Origin of the sequence: Streptomyces cadmiisoli, assembly GCF_003261055.1 — a bacterium.
GTDB lineage: Bacteria > Actinomycetota > Actinomycetes > Streptomycetales > Streptomycetaceae > Streptomyces > Streptomyces cadmiisoli.
This window is the reverse complement of the sequence record NZ_CP030073.1, coordinates 134,876-149,670: the sequence shown is the minus strand read 5'-3', so window position 1 is coordinate 149,670 and position 14,795 is coordinate 134,876. Positions and strand designations below refer to the sequence as shown.

General features: G+C 67.5%; 18 protein-coding genes and 1 pseudogene. 12 read left to right on the top strand and 7 right to left on the bottom strand.

Going from position 1 to position 14,795, the window contains the following annotated elements; genetic code table 11:
- The first annotated feature begins 12 nt into the window (after positions 1-12).
- Entirely contained in the window at positions 13-471 is a 459-nt protein-coding gene (locus DN051_RS00760; RefSeq protein ID WP_112437593.1) for a DinB family protein, read from the top strand.
- A gap of 215 nt (positions 472-686) precedes the next feature.
- Here DN051_RS00760 and DN051_RS00755 read toward each other — a convergent pair whose 3' ends face one another.
- A complete protein-coding gene (locus DN051_RS00755; RefSeq protein ID WP_246040791.1) occupies positions 687-1,580 on the bottom strand; it encodes an AraC family transcriptional regulator in 894 nt (297 codons plus the stop codon).
- Between the two features lie 180 nt (positions 1,581-1,760).
- On the opposite strand from DN051_RS00755, the gene DN051_RS00750 reads away from it, so the two are divergent.
- Positions 1,761-2,843: an aldo/keto reductase gene (locus tag DN051_RS00750; RefSeq protein ID WP_112437592.1), complete on the top strand. Its 1,083-nt coding sequence runs from the start codon at positions 1,761-1,763 to the stop codon at positions 2,841-2,843.
- Positions 2,844-2,895: 52 nt separating this feature from the next.
- Positions 2,896-3,654: an SDR family NAD(P)-dependent oxidoreductase gene (locus DN051_RS00745; RefSeq protein WP_112437591.1), complete on the top strand. Its 759-nt coding sequence runs from the start codon at positions 2,896-2,898 to the stop codon at positions 3,652-3,654.
- A gap of 10 nt (positions 3,655-3,664) precedes the next feature.
- Here the strand turns inward: DN051_RS00745 and DN051_RS00740 are convergent, their stop codons facing one another.
- A complete protein-coding gene (locus tag DN051_RS00740; protein ID WP_162624744.1) occupies positions 3,665-4,192 on the bottom strand; it encodes a MurR/RpiR family transcriptional regulator in 528 nt (175 codons plus the stop codon).
- A 170-nt stretch (positions 4,193-4,362) separates the two neighbouring features.
- Between DN051_RS00740 and DN051_RS47680 the strand changes: the two are divergent.
- A pseudogene (locus DN051_RS47680) lies at positions 4,363-4,530 on the top strand (MFS transporter); the annotation flags it as partial.
- A 172-nt stretch (positions 4,531-4,702) separates the two neighbouring features.
- A complete protein-coding gene (locus tag DN051_RS44715) occupies positions 4,703-4,927 on the top strand; it encodes a hypothetical protein (protein ID WP_162624743.1) in 225 nt (74 codons plus the stop codon).
- 118 nt (positions 4,928-5,045) lie between these two features.
- Here the strand turns inward: DN051_RS44715 and DN051_RS00725 are convergent, their stop codons facing one another.
- Both DN051_RS00725 and DN051_RS00720 read right to left on the bottom strand, forming a co-directional pair.
- Positions 5,046-5,591, bottom strand: a complete 546-nt coding sequence (locus DN051_RS00725) for a DUF6415 family natural product biosynthesis protein (protein WP_112437588.1) — start codon at positions 5,589-5,591, stop codon at positions 5,046-5,048.
- Positions 5,588-6,145, bottom strand: a complete 558-nt coding sequence (locus DN051_RS00720; protein ID WP_112437587.1) for a hypothetical protein — start codon at positions 6,143-6,145, stop codon at positions 5,588-5,590. Before DN051_RS00720 ends, DN051_RS00725 begins: the two co-directional genes overlap by 4 nt.
- A 251-nt stretch (positions 6,146-6,396) precedes the next feature.
- Here DN051_RS00720 and DN051_RS00715 point away from each other — a divergent pair, with 251 nt between their 5' ends.
- From DN051_RS00715 to DN051_RS46225, 5 genes are all read left to right on the top strand, one after another.
- Positions 6,397-7,173: an aminotransferase class IV family protein gene (locus DN051_RS00715; protein WP_112437586.1), complete on the top strand. Its 777-nt coding sequence runs from the start codon at positions 6,397-6,399 to the stop codon at positions 7,171-7,173.
- Between the two features lie 117 nt (positions 7,174-7,290).
- Complete coding sequence (locus tag DN051_RS00710) at positions 7,291-8,103, top strand: formylglycine-generating enzyme family protein (protein ID WP_246040792.1); 813 nt, start codon at positions 7,291-7,293, stop codon at positions 8,101-8,103.
- A 172-nt stretch (positions 8,104-8,275) separates the two neighbouring features.
- Positions 8,276-8,503 (top strand): NUDIX domain-containing protein, encoded by a 228-nt coding sequence (locus tag DN051_RS00705; RefSeq protein WP_112437584.1) that lies wholly within the window; start codon positions 8,276-8,278, stop codon positions 8,501-8,503.
- A 774-nt stretch (positions 8,504-9,277) separates the two neighbouring features.
- A complete protein-coding gene (locus tag DN051_RS45710; RefSeq protein WP_199314827.1) occupies positions 9,278-9,727 on the top strand; it encodes a helix-turn-helix domain-containing protein in 450 nt (149 codons plus the stop codon).
- Between the two features lie 40 nt (positions 9,728-9,767).
- Positions 9,768-10,748 carry a hypothetical protein gene (locus DN051_RS46225; protein WP_246040793.1) on the top strand — a complete coding sequence of 327 codons (981 nt, stop codon included), beginning with the start codon at positions 9,768-9,770 and terminating at the stop codon, positions 10,746-10,748.
- A 542-nt stretch (positions 10,749-11,290) separates the two neighbouring features.
- On the opposite strand, the gene DN051_RS00690 is transcribed toward DN051_RS46225, so the two are convergent.
- Both DN051_RS00690 and DN051_RS00685 read right to left on the bottom strand, forming a co-directional pair.
- On the bottom strand, positions 11,291-11,914 hold the full coding sequence (locus DN051_RS00690; RefSeq protein WP_112437583.1) for a hypothetical protein: 624 nt from the start codon (positions 11,912-11,914) through the stop codon (positions 11,291-11,293).
- Positions 11,911-12,564 carry an RNA polymerase sigma factor gene (locus tag DN051_RS00685; protein ID WP_112441915.1) on the bottom strand — a complete coding sequence of 218 codons (654 nt, stop codon included), beginning with the start codon at positions 12,562-12,564 and terminating at the stop codon, positions 11,911-11,913. The genes DN051_RS00690 and DN051_RS00685 overlap by 4 nt, the downstream gene beginning before the upstream one ends.
- 590 nt (positions 12,565-13,154) lie before the next feature.
- Between DN051_RS00685 and DN051_RS00680 the strand changes: the two genes are divergently transcribed.
- The gene (locus DN051_RS00680) at positions 13,155-13,577 is read left to right on the top strand and encodes a hypothetical protein (RefSeq protein WP_162624742.1); all 423 of its coding nucleotides are present in this window, start codon (positions 13,155-13,157) and stop codon (positions 13,575-13,577) included.
- Positions 13,578-13,660: 83 nt separating this feature from the next.
- On the opposite strand, the gene DN051_RS00675 is transcribed toward DN051_RS00680, so the two are convergent.
- Positions 13,661-14,017, bottom strand: coding sequence for a MafI family immunity protein (locus DN051_RS00675; protein ID WP_112437581.1), 357 nt, complete (start codon positions 14,015-14,017; stop codon positions 13,661-13,663).
- A gap of 294 nt (positions 14,018-14,311) precedes the next feature.
- Between DN051_RS00675 and DN051_RS44710 the strand changes: the two genes are divergently transcribed.
- The gene (locus DN051_RS44710; protein ID WP_162624741.1) at positions 14,312-14,731 is read left to right on the top strand and encodes a hypothetical protein; all 420 of its coding nucleotides are present in this window, start codon (positions 14,312-14,314) and stop codon (positions 14,729-14,731) included.
- Positions 14,732-14,795 lie beyond the last annotated feature (64 nt).

Below are 14,795 nucleotides of genomic sequence, written 5' to 3'. Positions count from 1 at the left end.
AGCGAACGTGACATGTTGCGGGCTTTCCTCGACTACCACCGCGCGACTCTTGCTATGAAGTGCGAAGGACTTACCGACGAGGAACTGCGGCAGCAGTCGATGCCGCCGTCCACGCTCTCGCTGCTCGGTCTGGTTCGGCATATGGCGGAGGTGGAGCGTGCTTGGTTCCGTCGGGTGTTTGAGGAGAACGACGTGCCCATGGTCTGGTCCGACAAGATTGACTTCCAGGCGGCGTACGACGCGAGCGCGTCGACCAGGGACGAGGCGTTCGAGGCCTGGGAGGCCGAGGTGGAGAACTCGCGTCGTATCGAGCGGGAGGCTGAATCCCTGGACCGGGCCGGGTATCAGCCGAGATGGGGTGAGGAAGTATCGCTGCGGATGGTGATGGTGCACGTGCTCCTGGAGTACGGCCGCCACAACGGGCACGCAGACTTTTTGCGCGAGGGTGTCGACGGGACCGTGGGCGCCTGAGTCCGCAGTCACCAATCTCCGAGTGCTGCTGCTCTGTTCCATGACTCGCCCCTCAAATAGCGCCGGGGCGCACATTCTCATCACGCACCGGCCGGACAGCGGTGAGCTGATCACAACGACTCCACCGCAGGTCCCGCCGAGTGTCGCGGGGCGATGTGTCCGCGCGTTTTGCCGATATTTGTGCCGGGTAATTTGTCTGTTTGAACGCCCGGCATTTATTCCTGGAGAACTTCAACGGTTCGCAGGCGCGCTGCGTCCTGACCCGGAGGTGCACCGAACATGCGCCGGTATTCACGGCTGAACTGTGAGGGGCTTTCGTATCCCACGGCGTAGCTGATCGCGGCCACGTCGTGTGGCGATGCCATGAGCTGAATGCGGGCTTTCTGCAAACGGAGCCGTTTTTGGTATTGCAGCGGACTCATGGCCGTCACGGCCCGGAAGTTCCGATTGAGAGAGGAGACGCTCATTCCGACTTCGTCGGCGAGGTCGTCGATGCGTATCACCTGGTCGTAATGCGTCTTGATCCATGCGATGGCGCGGGCGACGAGAGTGGTCCGGCTGTCGGCGAGGCCGATCTGCCTGATCAGGGCGCCCTGGGGGCCGTTTAGTAGTCGCCAGTGGATCTCGCGTTGGAGGCTGGGGGCGAGTACCGGGATGTCCCGTGGTTCGTCGAGCAGGCGCAGCAGCCGGACGACGGCGTCGAGCAGCCTGTCGTCGGCGTCACTGGTCGCCAGGCCTGGCCCCGCGTGTGGGCGGGGGGTCGTCGGGCCGGTTTCGAGCAGCAGCTGCGCGATGATCGAGGGCTGCAGGGGAAGCCCGAACGCGAGGTACGGCTCGGCGGGTGTGGCGCGGGTGATCTGCGAGGTCAGGGGCAGGTCGACGGTCGCGATGAGGTACTGGCCGGAGTGGTACTCGAAGATGTGGTCCCCGAGGACGGAGCGCTTCGCTCCCTGAGCCGTGAGGGCGATCATGGGCTCGGTCACGGTGCCCAGTGGTTCGGTCACGTGTTGGGTCGAGAAGACCGCTATCTGGTGAGTCCATACAGGACGGGAGCTGCCCGCTGCCAGTCTCGCGATCCGGCGCCGGATTTCCTTGAGGTGATCCACCATGCCAGGAAAGCACGTGAGCGTACGCGGGGCCAGCCTGATGCGGGCGAGGTTGCGCGGATCGTGCAATGGTCCGCGTGCATCGGTCTAGGGAGCCGCCCCGCGGCGGGGTCGAATGGAGAGGTACCCGGACGGACCGTCACAGCGTCCGTCCTCGCCTTTCCCCGCTTATGAGGTTGCACCATGTCGCTCGATTCCTACGTGACGCTCGGACGTTCCGGACTGCGTATCAGTCAGTTCACGCTGGGCACGATGACTTTCGGGGAGGATCACGGTTGGGGCAGCAGCCCCGGGGATTCCCAGGACATTCTCACGGCCTATCTCGATCGAGGCGGAAACTCGATCGACACGGCCAACATCTACACCAACGGCCATTCCGAAAAGATCATCGGTGACTACTTCGCCGCCCGGTCCGGACTGCGCGACCGGGTGGTGATCGGCACGAAGTTCTTCGGCAATCTCTACGAGAACGACCCCAACGGCGGCGGACCGGGCCGCAAGGCGGTCGTGCAACAGCTGGAGAACTCCCTGCGGCGGCTGCGGACCGACTACGTCGACATCTACTGGTTGCACAACTTCGACCCGTCCACTCCGGCCGAGGAGACACTCCGCGCGCTGGACGACCTGGTCGCCGGCGGCAAGGTCCGCTACGTCGGCTTCTCCGACGTGCCGGCCTGGGCGACGGCGCAGGCGGCCACCATCGCGCGATTCCGCGGGTGGGCCCCGATCATCGCGGTGCAGTTGGAGTACTCCCTGCTCGAACGCACCTCGGAGGGGGAGCTGATCCCCATGGCTCAGGCCCTGGGCATGGGAGTGATGCCCTGGGGGCCGCTGAAGAGCGGCTTCCTGTCCGGCAAGTACTCCAGCACCGTCACGGGACCGGTCGACACCACGCGGACGCAACTGGTCGGCACCCCGAGCGAGGCCGACTACGTCGTGATCGACGCGCTCGACGCCGTCGCCCGTGAGGTGGGCGCCAGTCCCGCCGCGGTGGCGCTGGCCTGGGTGCGGGGCCGACCTGGGATCACCTCCACCTTGATCGGCGCACGCCGCATGGACCAGTTCGAGGCCAACCTGCGGGCGCTCGATGTGACCCTGACCGAAGCCCAGCGGGACGCCCTCGACGAGGTGTCCGCTCCCGCGCTGAACTTCCCCGCCGAGAACAACAGGACGCTGGCCCCGATGATCCAGTTCGGCGGGGCCACCGTGGACGGGCGCCCTTCGATGGTGTCCCCGCTCCTGAGGGCCGCCAGCGCCCGCTACTGAAAGCCACAGCACCACAGTGAGAGCGACGACAAGAAGAACGGAAGGGACAGACATGTCATTGCAGTTCGCCGGCAAGACCGCCCTGGTCACCGGGGGCGGATCCGGTATCGGGCGAGCCACGGCACTGGCGCTCGCGGCCGAGGGCGCGCTGGTCACCGTCTCGGGTCGGACGGAGGAGACGCTGAAGGAGACGGTGCGCCTGGTCGAGGATGCCGGCGGCTCGGCCCGCCACTTCGTGGCCGATGTGTCTGACGAGTCCATGGTGGAAGCCACGGTCCGAGCGGCAGTCGGGGACACGGGCCGACTCGACTTCGCCGTGAACAACGCGGGCTACGACGGCGAGTTCCAGCTCACCACGGACTACTCCACCGAGATGCTGGACCGGATGATCGCCGTCAATGTCCGTGGCGTGTTCCTGTCGATGAAGTACGAACTCCGGCAGATGGTCGCGCAGGGCCACGGCTCAGTGGTGAACATGTCCTCGGGCGCGGGGCTGGTGGGTGTGTCCGGGTTCTCCGGTTACACGGCCACCAAGGCGGCGGAGATCGGCATGACCAAGAGTTCGGCCCTTGAGGTGGCGCCGTACGGGATCCGCGTCAATGCCCTGTGCCCCGGTCTGGTGGACACACCGATGATCGCGACGATGGATCCGAACGAGGAACCCATGAAGTCGATCATTGCCGCCCACCCCCTGGGGCGGATAGCCGACGCGAACGAGATCGCCGACGCTGTCGTCTGGCTCTGCTCGGACAAGGCGGGTTTCGTCACGGGCGTGGCGCTGCCGATCGACGGCGGCTACTCGGTGCCGTGACGCACGACCGTCACGAGCCGTCCTCCTGGGAGGCCCGGCGCCTCGTGGGCTGCCGGCCGGTCGGGTGGGACTCCGGAGTGAGGGCTGCCCGAAGTGTGTGCAGGAGCTCGGAGTGGGAGGTGGAGCGGTCCCGGTACCGGGCGGCCACTCCGAGGAGCAGGCAATCCGTGATCAGCAGCGAGCTGAAGGCCTCCGCCGTGTAGCCGGTGGCCGAGTGGACGGCAGGCAGTGTCACGTCGACGCGTCCTGCCGGGGCCGGGCCGAGCGAGTCCGTCACGTGGACGGTCTTCGCTCCCACAGACTGGGCGTGGTCGATGACCACGCCCAGTTCCCTTGTCAGGCGGGCTGGTGCATAGATGACAACGGCATCGTTCTCGCGGAGCCCGAGCAGGCCGTCCGCGAGCAGGAACCCGGTAGCACCGACGAACCGCGTGGGATGACCCAGGCGGTTCATCTTCATGGCGAGGAACCGAGCGGGGATCTCGGAGAGGCCGACACCGAACGCGAGTACCTCGCGCGCCCGCGCCAGGACTTCCACGGCCTGCTCGAACTCCCCTGGAGGGACCAGCCGGAAGGTCTCCGTGAGCCGTTCGCTCGCCTTGGAGCAGACGTGGTCGAGTAAGGTGGCGGTCTCCCGCCCCGCGCCGTCGATGCGCCGACTGAGCCTGACGGAGGGCCGGGTGCCGTCGATGATCTGCAGTCCGATGCGCGAGCGTCCCGGCGGGACGCCTTGCCGAGGCGAACGCTGCCCTGAGCGTCGGCGGGTACGTCCCCGTTGGTCTGCTGCCGGTCGTCACCGGTTACCTCAGCGACGTCATCGGCCTGCCCGCCGCCACCACGGCGTTCACTGTCGTGGTCGCCGCCGGAGCCATGTAGGTGGCGACCCGCCGCCACCTCACTGCTTGACCCGCGTCCCTCGGACCGGAAGCCGCACCGGATTCGCGAGCGGCATCAGTGATCCGATTCGTAGTCCACGTCCTGCTCCATCTCCGCCGCATATCAAGACGTGGTGATCTCGAATGACACGCAGGTGGACAGGGCCTTCTGCATGACGGATCGCATTGGTGACCAGCTTGCTGACCACCAGCTCGGCGACGAATGCCGTCGCTTCGAGCCCTCACATCGTGAGCTGTCGTTGGAGCGGACTGCGTGCGGTGGCGACGTTCGCCTCCCGCACGACCTGGTGCTGCTGCAAGCGGACTGGTACCGCACCTACGACGCGCTCCCTTCGCCCAGTCCGGTGCGCACGACGTTCCTGCGCCGCCGTCTGTAATCGCTGTCGGTCCGGCTGCGCTGGCACCGGACGGGATGCGTGCTGTGGACATGTCTCCTCCGGTGTTCTGTGGTGAAGCCCGGGGGTTGTCCGGGTTGCCCGTACCGGCTCGGGGGAGTCAATCCGGCCGGGCCGGTGCGGGAGTCTGGGGGGCTCTCAGTGGGTCCGGGAACTCGTGCAGGACCAGCAGTGCCCGGCAGGCGGTTGCCAGGTTGTGCAGGGCGTCCGCCTGCCGTGCAGTGACGATGTCGATTGCTAGGGCGCGGTTGGCCGAGGCGATGACGTGCTGGGCGGTCCGCTGGTGCTCGCCCTGCATGCGCGGGAGCAGTTGCTGAATCTCGGGCATGAGGAGCTGGGTCTGTCCGCGCAGGCAGCCCACGAGATGCGCCCGTTCCTCACCGTTGGGCAGCGCCGGTTCCCACAGTGCCAGTGCGCAGGTGCGGCGGATGTGGTCGGCGTCGATGGGCGCCGATCCGGAGCGGGCTTGCAGGAGAGCGATCATGTTGGCCTCACGGGCGAGGGGTGGGTGGGAGGCGCCGGCCGCGGCCGCGGCCGGGTTGACGGTCTGCTCGTGGACCGCGATGCGAAAAGGCGTGATGGCGGCGAGGTTGCCGACCGTCCACGGCGCGGTCGGCGTGGCCCCTGGCGGGTCTCGGTCGCTCATGCGATCACCTGGGGCGTGTCTGCCTGCTGCTGCGGCGCCGCGTGTAGGAGCGCGTGCAGCAGCGTGTACAGGTGCTCGGGGTCGGCATGCCGCTGGGGGATGACGTCGGGCGGCGTCAGCCAGAACGGGCCGGGCGGCGCCACGCTCTCCAGACGAGGCACGCCCACGTGATGGACGTAGGGCTGGGTGCCTCCCAGGCATTCCACCCGGGCCGAGGCGAGATCGCGGGGCCAGTCCTTGTCCGTACGCGGCGGGACCAGGAGGTACATGAAGGGCCTGTACGGGTCACAGAAGGCCGATCCGCCCACCTTCAGTTCCCCGAGCCGCTGAACCAGTTCCTGGAGCGTGGTGGCGCGGTCGAAGCCCGGGTGCAGGACGTCGTACGGCACGCGTACGGCGTCCCACTCCACACCGGCCGTCAGCAGTGCCACACCGGGGCTGCGCCACTCACTGATGGCCGTTTGCCGGTCCGGGGCTGCTGTCAGCAGCCACTCGTAGGCTGCGGCCCGGCGCTCTCTCTCGGGCCTGGGCAGGACGTAGCTGTCGGGCGTCACCGGACCGCGCCTTTTGTACGTGGTTCAGCCGCGGCGAAGAACGCATGCTTCGCTGTTGCGCACCGGTCATAGATGAACGCCAGTAATGGCGAGTCGCCCATCGGATACCACCTGGTCACAGTGAGTGTTTGGGAGGTCACTAGACAACACCCTTGAGTCATGGCAATGGAAGGAACTTTTGGCGAACTTATAGGCCGTCAACTTGGGGCTGACACTCGGCAATTGCCCGGCTTGCTGCCATCCTGGTGAACATGGCGACCCTGAACGGACGACCCGTTACCCCCGATGCCCTGCTGACTCTGGCGCTGACGAACTTCGGCCACTTCACATCCATGCGCGTGGACGACCATCGCGTACGCGGCCTTGATCTGCATCTTGCGCGCCTGGTCAGGGACTGCCGGACGGTGATGGGCGCGGAACTGGACCCGGAGAGGGTCCGCAGCTACGTCCGCCAGGCCGCAGGCGATCTGGCGGGTTCCTTCGTCGTGCGCGTCACCATCTTCGATCCGGCCGTCGAGATGGCACACCCCGACAAGGCGAACAACCCCAGCGTCCTGGTCACTGTGCGCCCGGCCGGCGACCTGCCGATGCCCCCACTGCGCGTAAAGTCCGTCCGCTACGAGCGGGACGTGCCCGCGGTCAAACACGCAGGTCTGTTCGGAGCCCTGCACGCCCGACGCTCGGCGCTCCTGGACGGCTACGACGATGCACTGTTCGTCGGCCCGGACGACCACGTGTCCGAAGGCGGAACGTGGAACGTTGGCTTCATCGGTGAGGACGGAGTCGTGTGGCCCAAGGCCGACGTGTTGCCGGGTGTGACGATGGCACTTCTCCAGCAGACCGGGCAGCACCACACCGCGCCGGTGACCCTCGCGGAAGCGCAGGGCATGCACGCCGCTTTCGCCACCAACACCACGATCGGAGTGCGGGCGCTGTCCACCATCGATGACGTACCGATGGCCACAGAGCACCCCACGCTCACCCAGCTCCGGGACGCCTATCTCGCCGTCCCCGGCGAGCGACTGTAAAGGGGATACGCCATGACGGGGGTTGCGCGGTGGACGGGGCGGGAGGTCTTGGCCTTCCGTACCGCCCTACGGCAGAACGGGCGTGACTTCGCCGCATCGGTCGGAGTCAGTCACCGCATGCTGGTCAAGTGGGAAAAACAGGGCGCGAACATTGTGCCGCGAGCTGCGAATCAGACCGCGCTGGACACGATGCTCTCGACAGCACTCCCTGCGGTGCAAGAGCGGTTCGCTACTTTGATCACCGAGCAGGCCGCAGCGGAACACGATGCGCGAGCCGAGGCCCTCTTACGCCGAGAACCCCACTACGCCAAGAGCCCGATCGACGGGAAGCTGATGGTCTCCGTTGACGCGGGCATCTTCCGGGCCGGGCGGGGCAACAGGCCCACTTGGCTGGAGGCCTTCTCCATCGACGTGTACCCGACGACGAACGCGGACTACGCACGCTTCGTCAGGGCGACTGGCCACCGGGCCCCGCAGCACTGGCCGGGCGGAAAGTGCCCAGACAGCATCTTTGACCACCCAGTGGTGTGGGTGACGTGGCACGACGCTGACGCCTATGCCGAGTGGGCCGGCAAGGCGCTGCCCACGAGCGAGCAATGGGAGAAGGCAGCCCGCGGCACCAAGGGCCGCGCCTACCCGTGGGGCGACGCGCCCACGGCCGCCAAATGCAACGTGCTCGACTCCGAGATTGGGCGAACCACTCCCGTCTCCCGCTACCAGTCGGGGGTGAGCCCGTACGGCGTGTTCGACATGTGCGGGAACACGTGGGAATGGTGCGCATCCGAATCGGAGCCCGGTCGGCACGAGTTGAAGGGGAGCGCGTTCACGTCCCCCTTCATCCATGCCACCCCGTCGCTCTTCAACGCCGCCAACGCCACGATGCAGGACAACGACACCGGGTTCCGCTGCGTCAGCCTGTCTCCGGAATGACCCCCACCGGAGCGTGGCCTCCCCACGGCACCTTGGACAGCGGGTCCTCCGCCGTGGCCGTGACCGGCCTGTCGTACACCGTGTCCGCGGTCTGCGACTCCGCTGACCAACGGCCTGCCGGTTGCGCTCCCGGAGCGGCACCCCCGCGGCGATTGGCTACGGTCGGTGGCGCATGCCCTCAGGAAGACTCGACCGGGGCGAGACTCTGCCCGCCGGCGCTGTCCGCGAGCTGCACGAGGAGACCGGGATCACCGTCGACCCGACCGACCTCCGCCTTGTCCAGGTGGTGCACCACCGCCAGGGCGACGAAGTCGAGCGGATCGACTTCTTCTTCGAGGCTGAGGAATGGGAAGGCGAGCCCGTCAACCAAGGACCGGACAGGTACATGGCTCTGGCCTGATTTACCGTGCACGAACTGCCCCATGACATCATCGAATACCCACGTGAAGGCCTGCTGGGCACTTCAACGGCACAGGCCCCCTCGCCGCGCACAACTGGCAGTAGCAACGCCGATCGCCAAGCCCGCGGGACGCGGCTGACCATGGCGGTCTTGTGTGGTTGTTGCTGGATCGTGTCCGGTGGTCGGGGCTGGTGGTCGTCGGTGTGGTCGGGGTCGTCGGGTGCGCTGAAGGGATGAACCTCTCCCACGCTTCTTCGCTCAGTGGTCACCGCAACTTCGCGTCTACCCCCTCGCTGCAGACCTGTGGCGGCCGGGTGTTCGTGGCCTGCGGGGGAGGGCGGTGACTCGTCTCGGGGTGGGGGTTCGTCGTGGGGTGATGGCCGCGGACGGGTCCGCCCCGTCCGCCTGGTTCACTCAGGTCGCCAATGCCCTGTTCCGCGACAGCGGGCTTACGTTTCGGGCGAAGGGGATTTTCGGTTTCCTCAGTACCCATGTGACCGGCTGGCGGGTCACGGTCGCTGACCTGGTGGGTGCCGGGCCTGATGGGCGGGATGCGGTGCGTGCCGGTGTGAGCGAGCTGGAGAGGTTCGGCTATCTGGTCCGTGAGCAGGTGCGGTGCGATGACGGGACGCTCGGCGGTATCGTCTACTCGATCACGGACCGGCCGGCCCTCGGTGACGCCGGCCGGGGGCCTGCGGCCGGCAGCCCCCGGCCGTGTCCGGGTCGTCGAGTCGGGCGGGGGCCGGTTTCGAGGCGGGGATCCGCCGTGGGGTGATGGCGGCGGACCGTTTCACGCAGATCGCGAACGGCCTGTTCCGCGATCCTCGGCTTTCGTTCAAGGCGCAGGGTCTGTTCGGGTTGATCAGTACGCACCGGGACGGCTGGCGGATCAGCGTGGCGGATCTGGCGCGCCGCGGCCGCGACGGCGAGGCAGCCGTCAGGAGCGGGCTCAAGGAGCTGGAGAAGCATGGCTTCCTGCGCCGGGGACGCGAGCGCCGTCCGGACGGCACGCTCGGTGCGGCAGCGTACGTCATCACCGATTCACCCAGTCAGCAACGCTGCAGGTCGCAGCCGATGTCGGGTTTCCCACCGGTGGATGACCCGACGTCGGCTGACCACCTGACTAAGAACACCATCGGAAAGAACACCACGAAGCAGAAGACCACACCCCTCCGTCCCGGCCACCGCGGCGACAACGAGGCTCGCAGCGAAGCTGCAGCCTGAGCCGGCAGCATCGCCGCCGCGCGGGCCGCGGGTGGACGAGATGCATCCGGGTATCCGGCTGCTGCTCGACATCGGTGCCCGCCGTCCGGACCTCCTGCTGACCGATCAGGGCCGCGTGATCACCGCGATGATGGAGGCCGGCTGGAACAGCGCGCAGTTACGCCACGTCATCACCCACCGGCCTTTACCGGACCGGGTCCGCACCACCGTCGGCGCGATCATCGCCGCCCGGCTGCGTGCTGTCCACGCTTACCAGCCGCCGGCCCTTCCGGACAGCTGGCGCCACGACAGCGACGTCCCGGGAGGCGTGGCGCCTGTGGTACCCGTATCCCAGTGGTCGTCCACGGTGCCCGCTTTCCGCACGGTGGTCGCGGCCCTGGCCTACCGGGCGCTGGTGGAGTGCTCCGGCTGCGGCGCTGTCGCTTGTCAGCCCCAAAGACGTCGCCCCCGACTGGTGGCTCGGCCTCGCCTGCGGCAGGCCATCGCCCGGACCGAAGACGCCACGCGAGAACGTAGCCCCAGCGGGCGCCGCCCAGAGGAAGCCGACGATCTTCTGGGCACTTTCGCCACCGACGGGGCATTTGGCTTCGATCCCTTCCCCTTCCTCCAAGCAATTCACGATGCCGGATTGCGCGCGGTAGTCATCGGCCAGGTCGCCGGCATCATGCACGGCTCGACCGAACTGACCGGGGACCTCGACCTGCTCTGGGACGGCACTCCTGACGAGGCGCACGCTTTGCGCGACGCCCTGGCCCTGTGCGGCTGCACCGGACTGCCTGATCTCGACCGCTCACAGGTGGGGTACCGGGTCACCGGTGCCAGCGGAGACCTGTGCACCCCCGCCCTGCCCTGGGGCGCCATGGATGTCACCCCCTGCCTGACCTTGGCGCAGACCACCCGTGACCCCGCAGGATTCACCATCCGCTACGCCGCACTCGACGACCTGATCCGCATGCGGCGGGCCCTCGGCCGTCCGAAGGACCAGCGCCGCGCAGACGAACTCGCCCGGCTGCGCACCTGACTCGGTATGACCAGCACTCACAGCCGTGCTACCGGGACCTCGTCGGCGTCATCCGTAGGACGGCCGCGGAAGCCGGTTCTTGAGGAAATGGCATAGCGGCTGCTTCTGCGACCACTGCTGGCGGGCGGCCTCACCGCCGACGCAGCGGCGCCCCTGAGATACGGGCCGGGTGGTTGTGCTGGGCGGAGGGACGGGTAAGGAAGTTCGCAGCCCTTGGTCTTCGAGGGGAAGGCCAGGGGCGACCTGCCATGACAGGACGGTCATCGAAACCAGCGGTTCCCAACCCACGCCGGCGAACCGGAACCGCCCAATACTCGATGCACGCCTGTCACCTCGCTCAACGCGCAGAACCCACGGCGGTCACGCTGCCGTCAACTCTCACCTCAGCGCGGCTGCCGAGACGCGATATCTCGACGACGGCTGGTGGGGAAGTGAGCGGACCGCGAGGGCTCCTGCCGCACCGGAACGGCCCGCTGCACCCCGGATATCAACAACGAAGCGGGCCGCCGACTTCGTCGGCGGCCCGTCAAGAAGGATCGAGGCTAGCCTTCTGGGTTGGCGCGCTTGACCGGAACGCAGGGTTCGACCTGGCTCTTGGCGAAGTAGGTGATGACTGCGTACGGCTTGTTGCTGCCTGTGGTGTTCTCGAAGGCCAGCACGTGGCCGGGGAACAGTTTGATCTCGCGCTTGATCTCCCAGGTCCAAACAGCGACGGGTTTTCCGACGGGTTCGCCCTGTTCGTCGGTCATGTAGAGCTCTCGCGGTTTGCTGCGCTGGCACATGTAGCCGGGCGCGACTTCGGACACGGTCACACCGATACCGTTCGGGCGCAGTTGCCTTGCGAGTTCGCGCTGGGCCTCGATGTCGATGCTTTGGTCCTCGATGGTGAGGGTGACAGTGCCGTCGCTGTGGCGTTCCACCGCGTATGCCCTCGAGTCGGTCGGTGAGCCGGGCACGATCACTGTGGTGAGCCAGGCTGCCGCGCAGGCTGCCGCTGTGACGGCGATGCGGCGCGGGGCGGACAGACGCCGCCCGGAAGCCTTCAGCGTGCCTTCGCCCGTTGCCGTCTCAGTGGGCCCGGTCCGGCACACGCCGGCCTGGCGTACCTCGATCTCCCTGTGCAGTTCGTCCAGGAGCCGGTCCTCGAACGTCCTCTTCGTGCTCATGCTTCTCCCCTCGCGACGTACGGCAGCGATGTGTCCGCCGGCCCCGTGCCCGCTCCCGTGGAACGTGCCCGGACAGCTGCGTGATGCGTGCCCGTGGTCTTGGAGTCCGCCTCTTGCCGCAGTGTCTTGCGCGCACGGTGAAGTCGGACCCTGGCCGTGACCTGGCGGATGCCCAGCGCGGCCGCAGCCTCCGTGACCGTGAGCTGGTCCACCGCGATCAGCTCCATGACGGCCCGTTCACCCTCGGGGAGCCTTTCGAGCGCGGCCAGGACGTGCCGCCCGGGGCTGGCCGCATCGAGCTTGTCCTCGATGCGGGCGATGTCGTCGGCCTCCAGCAGTCGCCGCCCGCAGATGCGCAGATCGCGTTCCCTCTCCCGGGCTATGCGGCGGCGTTCCGACGAGACGACGTTGCGGGCGATGCCGTACAGCCAGGCGGTCTCGCTGCCGCGGCACGGCCGGTAGGAATGGGCCGAGTCAAGGACGGCGAGGAAGATCTCGGCCGTCAGGTCGGCCGCGGTATGCGGGTCGTCGACGCGCCGGGCCACGAAACGCATCATCGCGTCCACGTGGCGCCGGTAGAACTCCTCGAAGAGCTGCGGGTCACGTACCAACGCAGCGGGCTCACCCCGTAACCGTTCCGGGTCATCCACAAACAGCTCCTGCTCGTCCAAGGCTCCCGGTCCTCCGCTGCGGAGGTTCACCGGTGTGCTTCAACCGCACGTCACTTGTTCTTGGGCCAGGACGCGAAAAGCGTTACATCCGGGCCTGGCGCCAGAGGCGTTCAGGTCCAAGAGCCGCAACGCACGACGCTTACGACCCCCTGCCGGCGTGCCGCGTATCAATGCCCCCAGGCACGGCCGGCTGTGCCAGCGTGCAGCGTGGTCCACCAAGTCGGCCTGCTCACAGCCGTCCCGCCCGTGACGGTCCAGCGCCTGCTGGGTGGCCGCACCGCCGACGAACGGGCCCGCAGCCTCGACCCCGCCCTGTCGTCCCCAGCACCCTGCCGCCAGCCGTGACCGTTCGCCGCACGGCGATTCCCTACGGCGCCTTTGACCTGAGCTTCTTCGCGCGGCGGTCGGCGTCATCGAGTTTCCCGCCATGGGACGGTAGGCGCCTGAGCTTAGGGGCCATGATGAGTCGCCCCATGGCAGGTCTTGCCCAAAGCCGCTACGCCGACCTCGTACCGGCAGCTCCCGTCTTCTTCTGGACTTGGGCACCCGCTCCCTGTTTGATCGTGCGCATGACGAAGACGCGCGCGGTGGGGCTGGCGGCAAGTGTCGTGCTGGGGATCGCGGTGACGTGGGGAACGTCCGGGTGCGATGCGGGGGAGGCAAGCCCCAGCTCGCGAAGCACGGGCGCGGCGCAGGCCAAGAAGGTGGAAGACGTGTGGGCCCAGGTCCAGGCGACGCAGTACTCGGGTTGCGGTGAGGCAGATTGCACAGACCACCTGACTTGGGTGCTGACCACCTTGAGTGATCTACGGGCCGCGATGGAGAGCGATCCTGCCGGGGATGAGCACTTTTCCGGCGCCTACAAGATCATCGACGGTGCGCAGGACAGCGCTCAGAGGGCCGGCCCAGATGACCTGGACGCTGCTCGGACCGACATTCTGGGTGCTGTGACCCAGTTGCAGACGTGGATGCAACAACACCCCTCCTCGTAGAGGGGCATGGACAGCCATCGCCACCGTTCACGCTGGTCAGAAGCCTCCAGCGAGGCGGGCGCCCACGTGAGGGAATTGCCGCGTCACTGCCAGAAGAATGAATCGAGTGCCCTGTGCACCCGCTGCCCGGTCATGAGGACTCCACCGACCTTGTGCCTCATCCGTCGGCAGCTATCAGTCAGAGCATGCCTCACACGAATCCGTGTCTCCTCGGGAAAGTCCGACGCCAGCTCGAGCACCCTTGCACGGTCGGCTGGCGCAACGACCGCGGGTTCCTCCAGATCCCCGATCCAGTCGGCAAGCGTTTCGACAGCGAGCCCGTGCTCACCGGCCCTGAGGAAGTCAAGAACGTGCCCGCGCATGCGCTCCGAGTCGGGACCCGTTAGGGACTCAACCAGATCCTGTACACGTTTCTCCCACGCTGCGTAAGACTGCACCATCCACGCATCCTGGCACACTGACCGTTCGCGTACCGGGAGCGCGTGTCCGACGGAACAGTGCTCCCCACAGCGTCAACACCGACGGGGAGTTGAGTGCCACTCCGAGCTCCGCGATCCGGCCTGACGGCCCGCGCGTCGCGTAGATCCCGGACCAGACCGCGCGGACCGGCACTATGGCAGCCACCTTGTCGGACCGCATCATGACGTCGTAGAGCCCCCCGGACCGACCCGCGAGGCGTCAGATCAATGAGAATGTCGTCTCCCCGCCTAAACAGTTGGAGGGTGACTGTAGCCATGACACGCAGTGGCAACAGACCGCTCGCGTTGGCGGAACTCGCAGCAGCGCTGCGTTCGCTGGGCGTGGCCGACGCCACGCCCAGCGAACGGGAGGAGGGCGGCGCCTGGGTCGCGGAGTGGGACGGTGACATCCGCGGACACGACGTCTGGATCCTCATTATGGGGGCGCGCAACCATCCCGGAGGCGTGCGGGTCATGCTGGACGACTTCACCTTTGACGAGGTACACACCGAACACGTGGGCGAGCTGGTGAGGAGAGTGTTCACCGGTGACGCCCGGGTGACGGCGAAGCGTGCCTTCCTGGCCCAGCGCCTCGTCCTTCAGGTCCAGGCCGGCTCGACGGCCTACTCGGCAAGCACGGAGGGCGATTCGGCGGACGACCTGTCCGCTTGGGGCAGGCTCCTGGCCGCGCCGTAGACGCCGACGAAGCCACGGCCCGGTATTCGGCAACGCGCTGGATACCGGGCCGTCCGCGGCTCCT

Coding starts and splice junctions, on each gene's coding strand:
- DN051_RS44710 (WP_162624741.1), top strand. CDS start 14,312: ATGACACGCAGTGGCAACAGACCGCTCGCGTTGGCGGAACTCGCAGCA.
- DN051_RS45710 (WP_199314827.1), top strand. CDS start 9,278: ATGGCGGCGGACCGTTTCACGCAGATCGCGAACGGCCTGTTCCGCGAT.
- DN051_RS00725 (WP_112437588.1), bottom strand. CDS start 5,591: ATGAGCGACCGAGACCCGCCAGGGGCCACGCCGACCGCGCCGTGGACG.
- DN051_RS00745 (WP_112437591.1), top strand. CDS start 2,896: ATGTCATTGCAGTTCGCCGGCAAGACCGCCCTGGTCACCGGGGGCGGA.
- DN051_RS00690 (WP_112437583.1), bottom strand. CDS start 11,914: ATGAGCACGAAGAGGACGTTCGAGGACCGGCTCCTGGACGAACTGCAC.
- DN051_RS46225 (WP_246040793.1), top strand. CDS start 9,768: ATGCATCCGGGTATCCGGCTGCTGCTCGACATCGGTGCCCGCCGTCCG.
- DN051_RS00680 (WP_162624742.1), top strand. CDS start 13,155: ATGACGAAGACGCGCGCGGTGGGGCTGGCGGCAAGTGTCGTGCTGGGG.
- DN051_RS00750 (WP_112437592.1), top strand. CDS start 1,761: ATGTCGCTCGATTCCTACGTGACGCTCGGACGTTCCGGACTGCGTATC.
- DN051_RS00710 (WP_246040792.1), top strand. CDS start 7,291: ATGCTGGTCAAGTGGGAAAAACAGGGCGCGAACATTGTGCCGCGAGCT.
- DN051_RS00705 (WP_112437584.1), top strand. CDS start 8,276: ATGCCCTCAGGAAGACTCGACCGGGGCGAGACTCTGCCCGCCGGCGCT.
- DN051_RS00675 (WP_112437581.1), bottom strand. CDS start 14,017: ATGGTGCAGTCTTACGCAGCGTGGGAGAAACGTGTACAGGATCTGGTT.
- DN051_RS44715 (WP_162624743.1), top strand. CDS start 4,703: ATGACGGATCGCATTGGTGACCAGCTTGCTGACCACCAGCTCGGCGAC.
- DN051_RS00755 (WP_246040791.1), bottom strand. CDS start 1,580: ATGGTGGATCACCTCAAGGAAATCCGGCGCCGGATCGCGAGACTGGCA.
- DN051_RS00715 (WP_112437586.1), top strand. CDS start 6,397: ATGGCGACCCTGAACGGACGACCCGTTACCCCCGATGCCCTGCTGACT.
- DN051_RS00760 (WP_112437593.1), top strand. CDS start 13: ATGTTGCGGGCTTTCCTCGACTACCACCGCGCGACTCTTGCTATGAAG.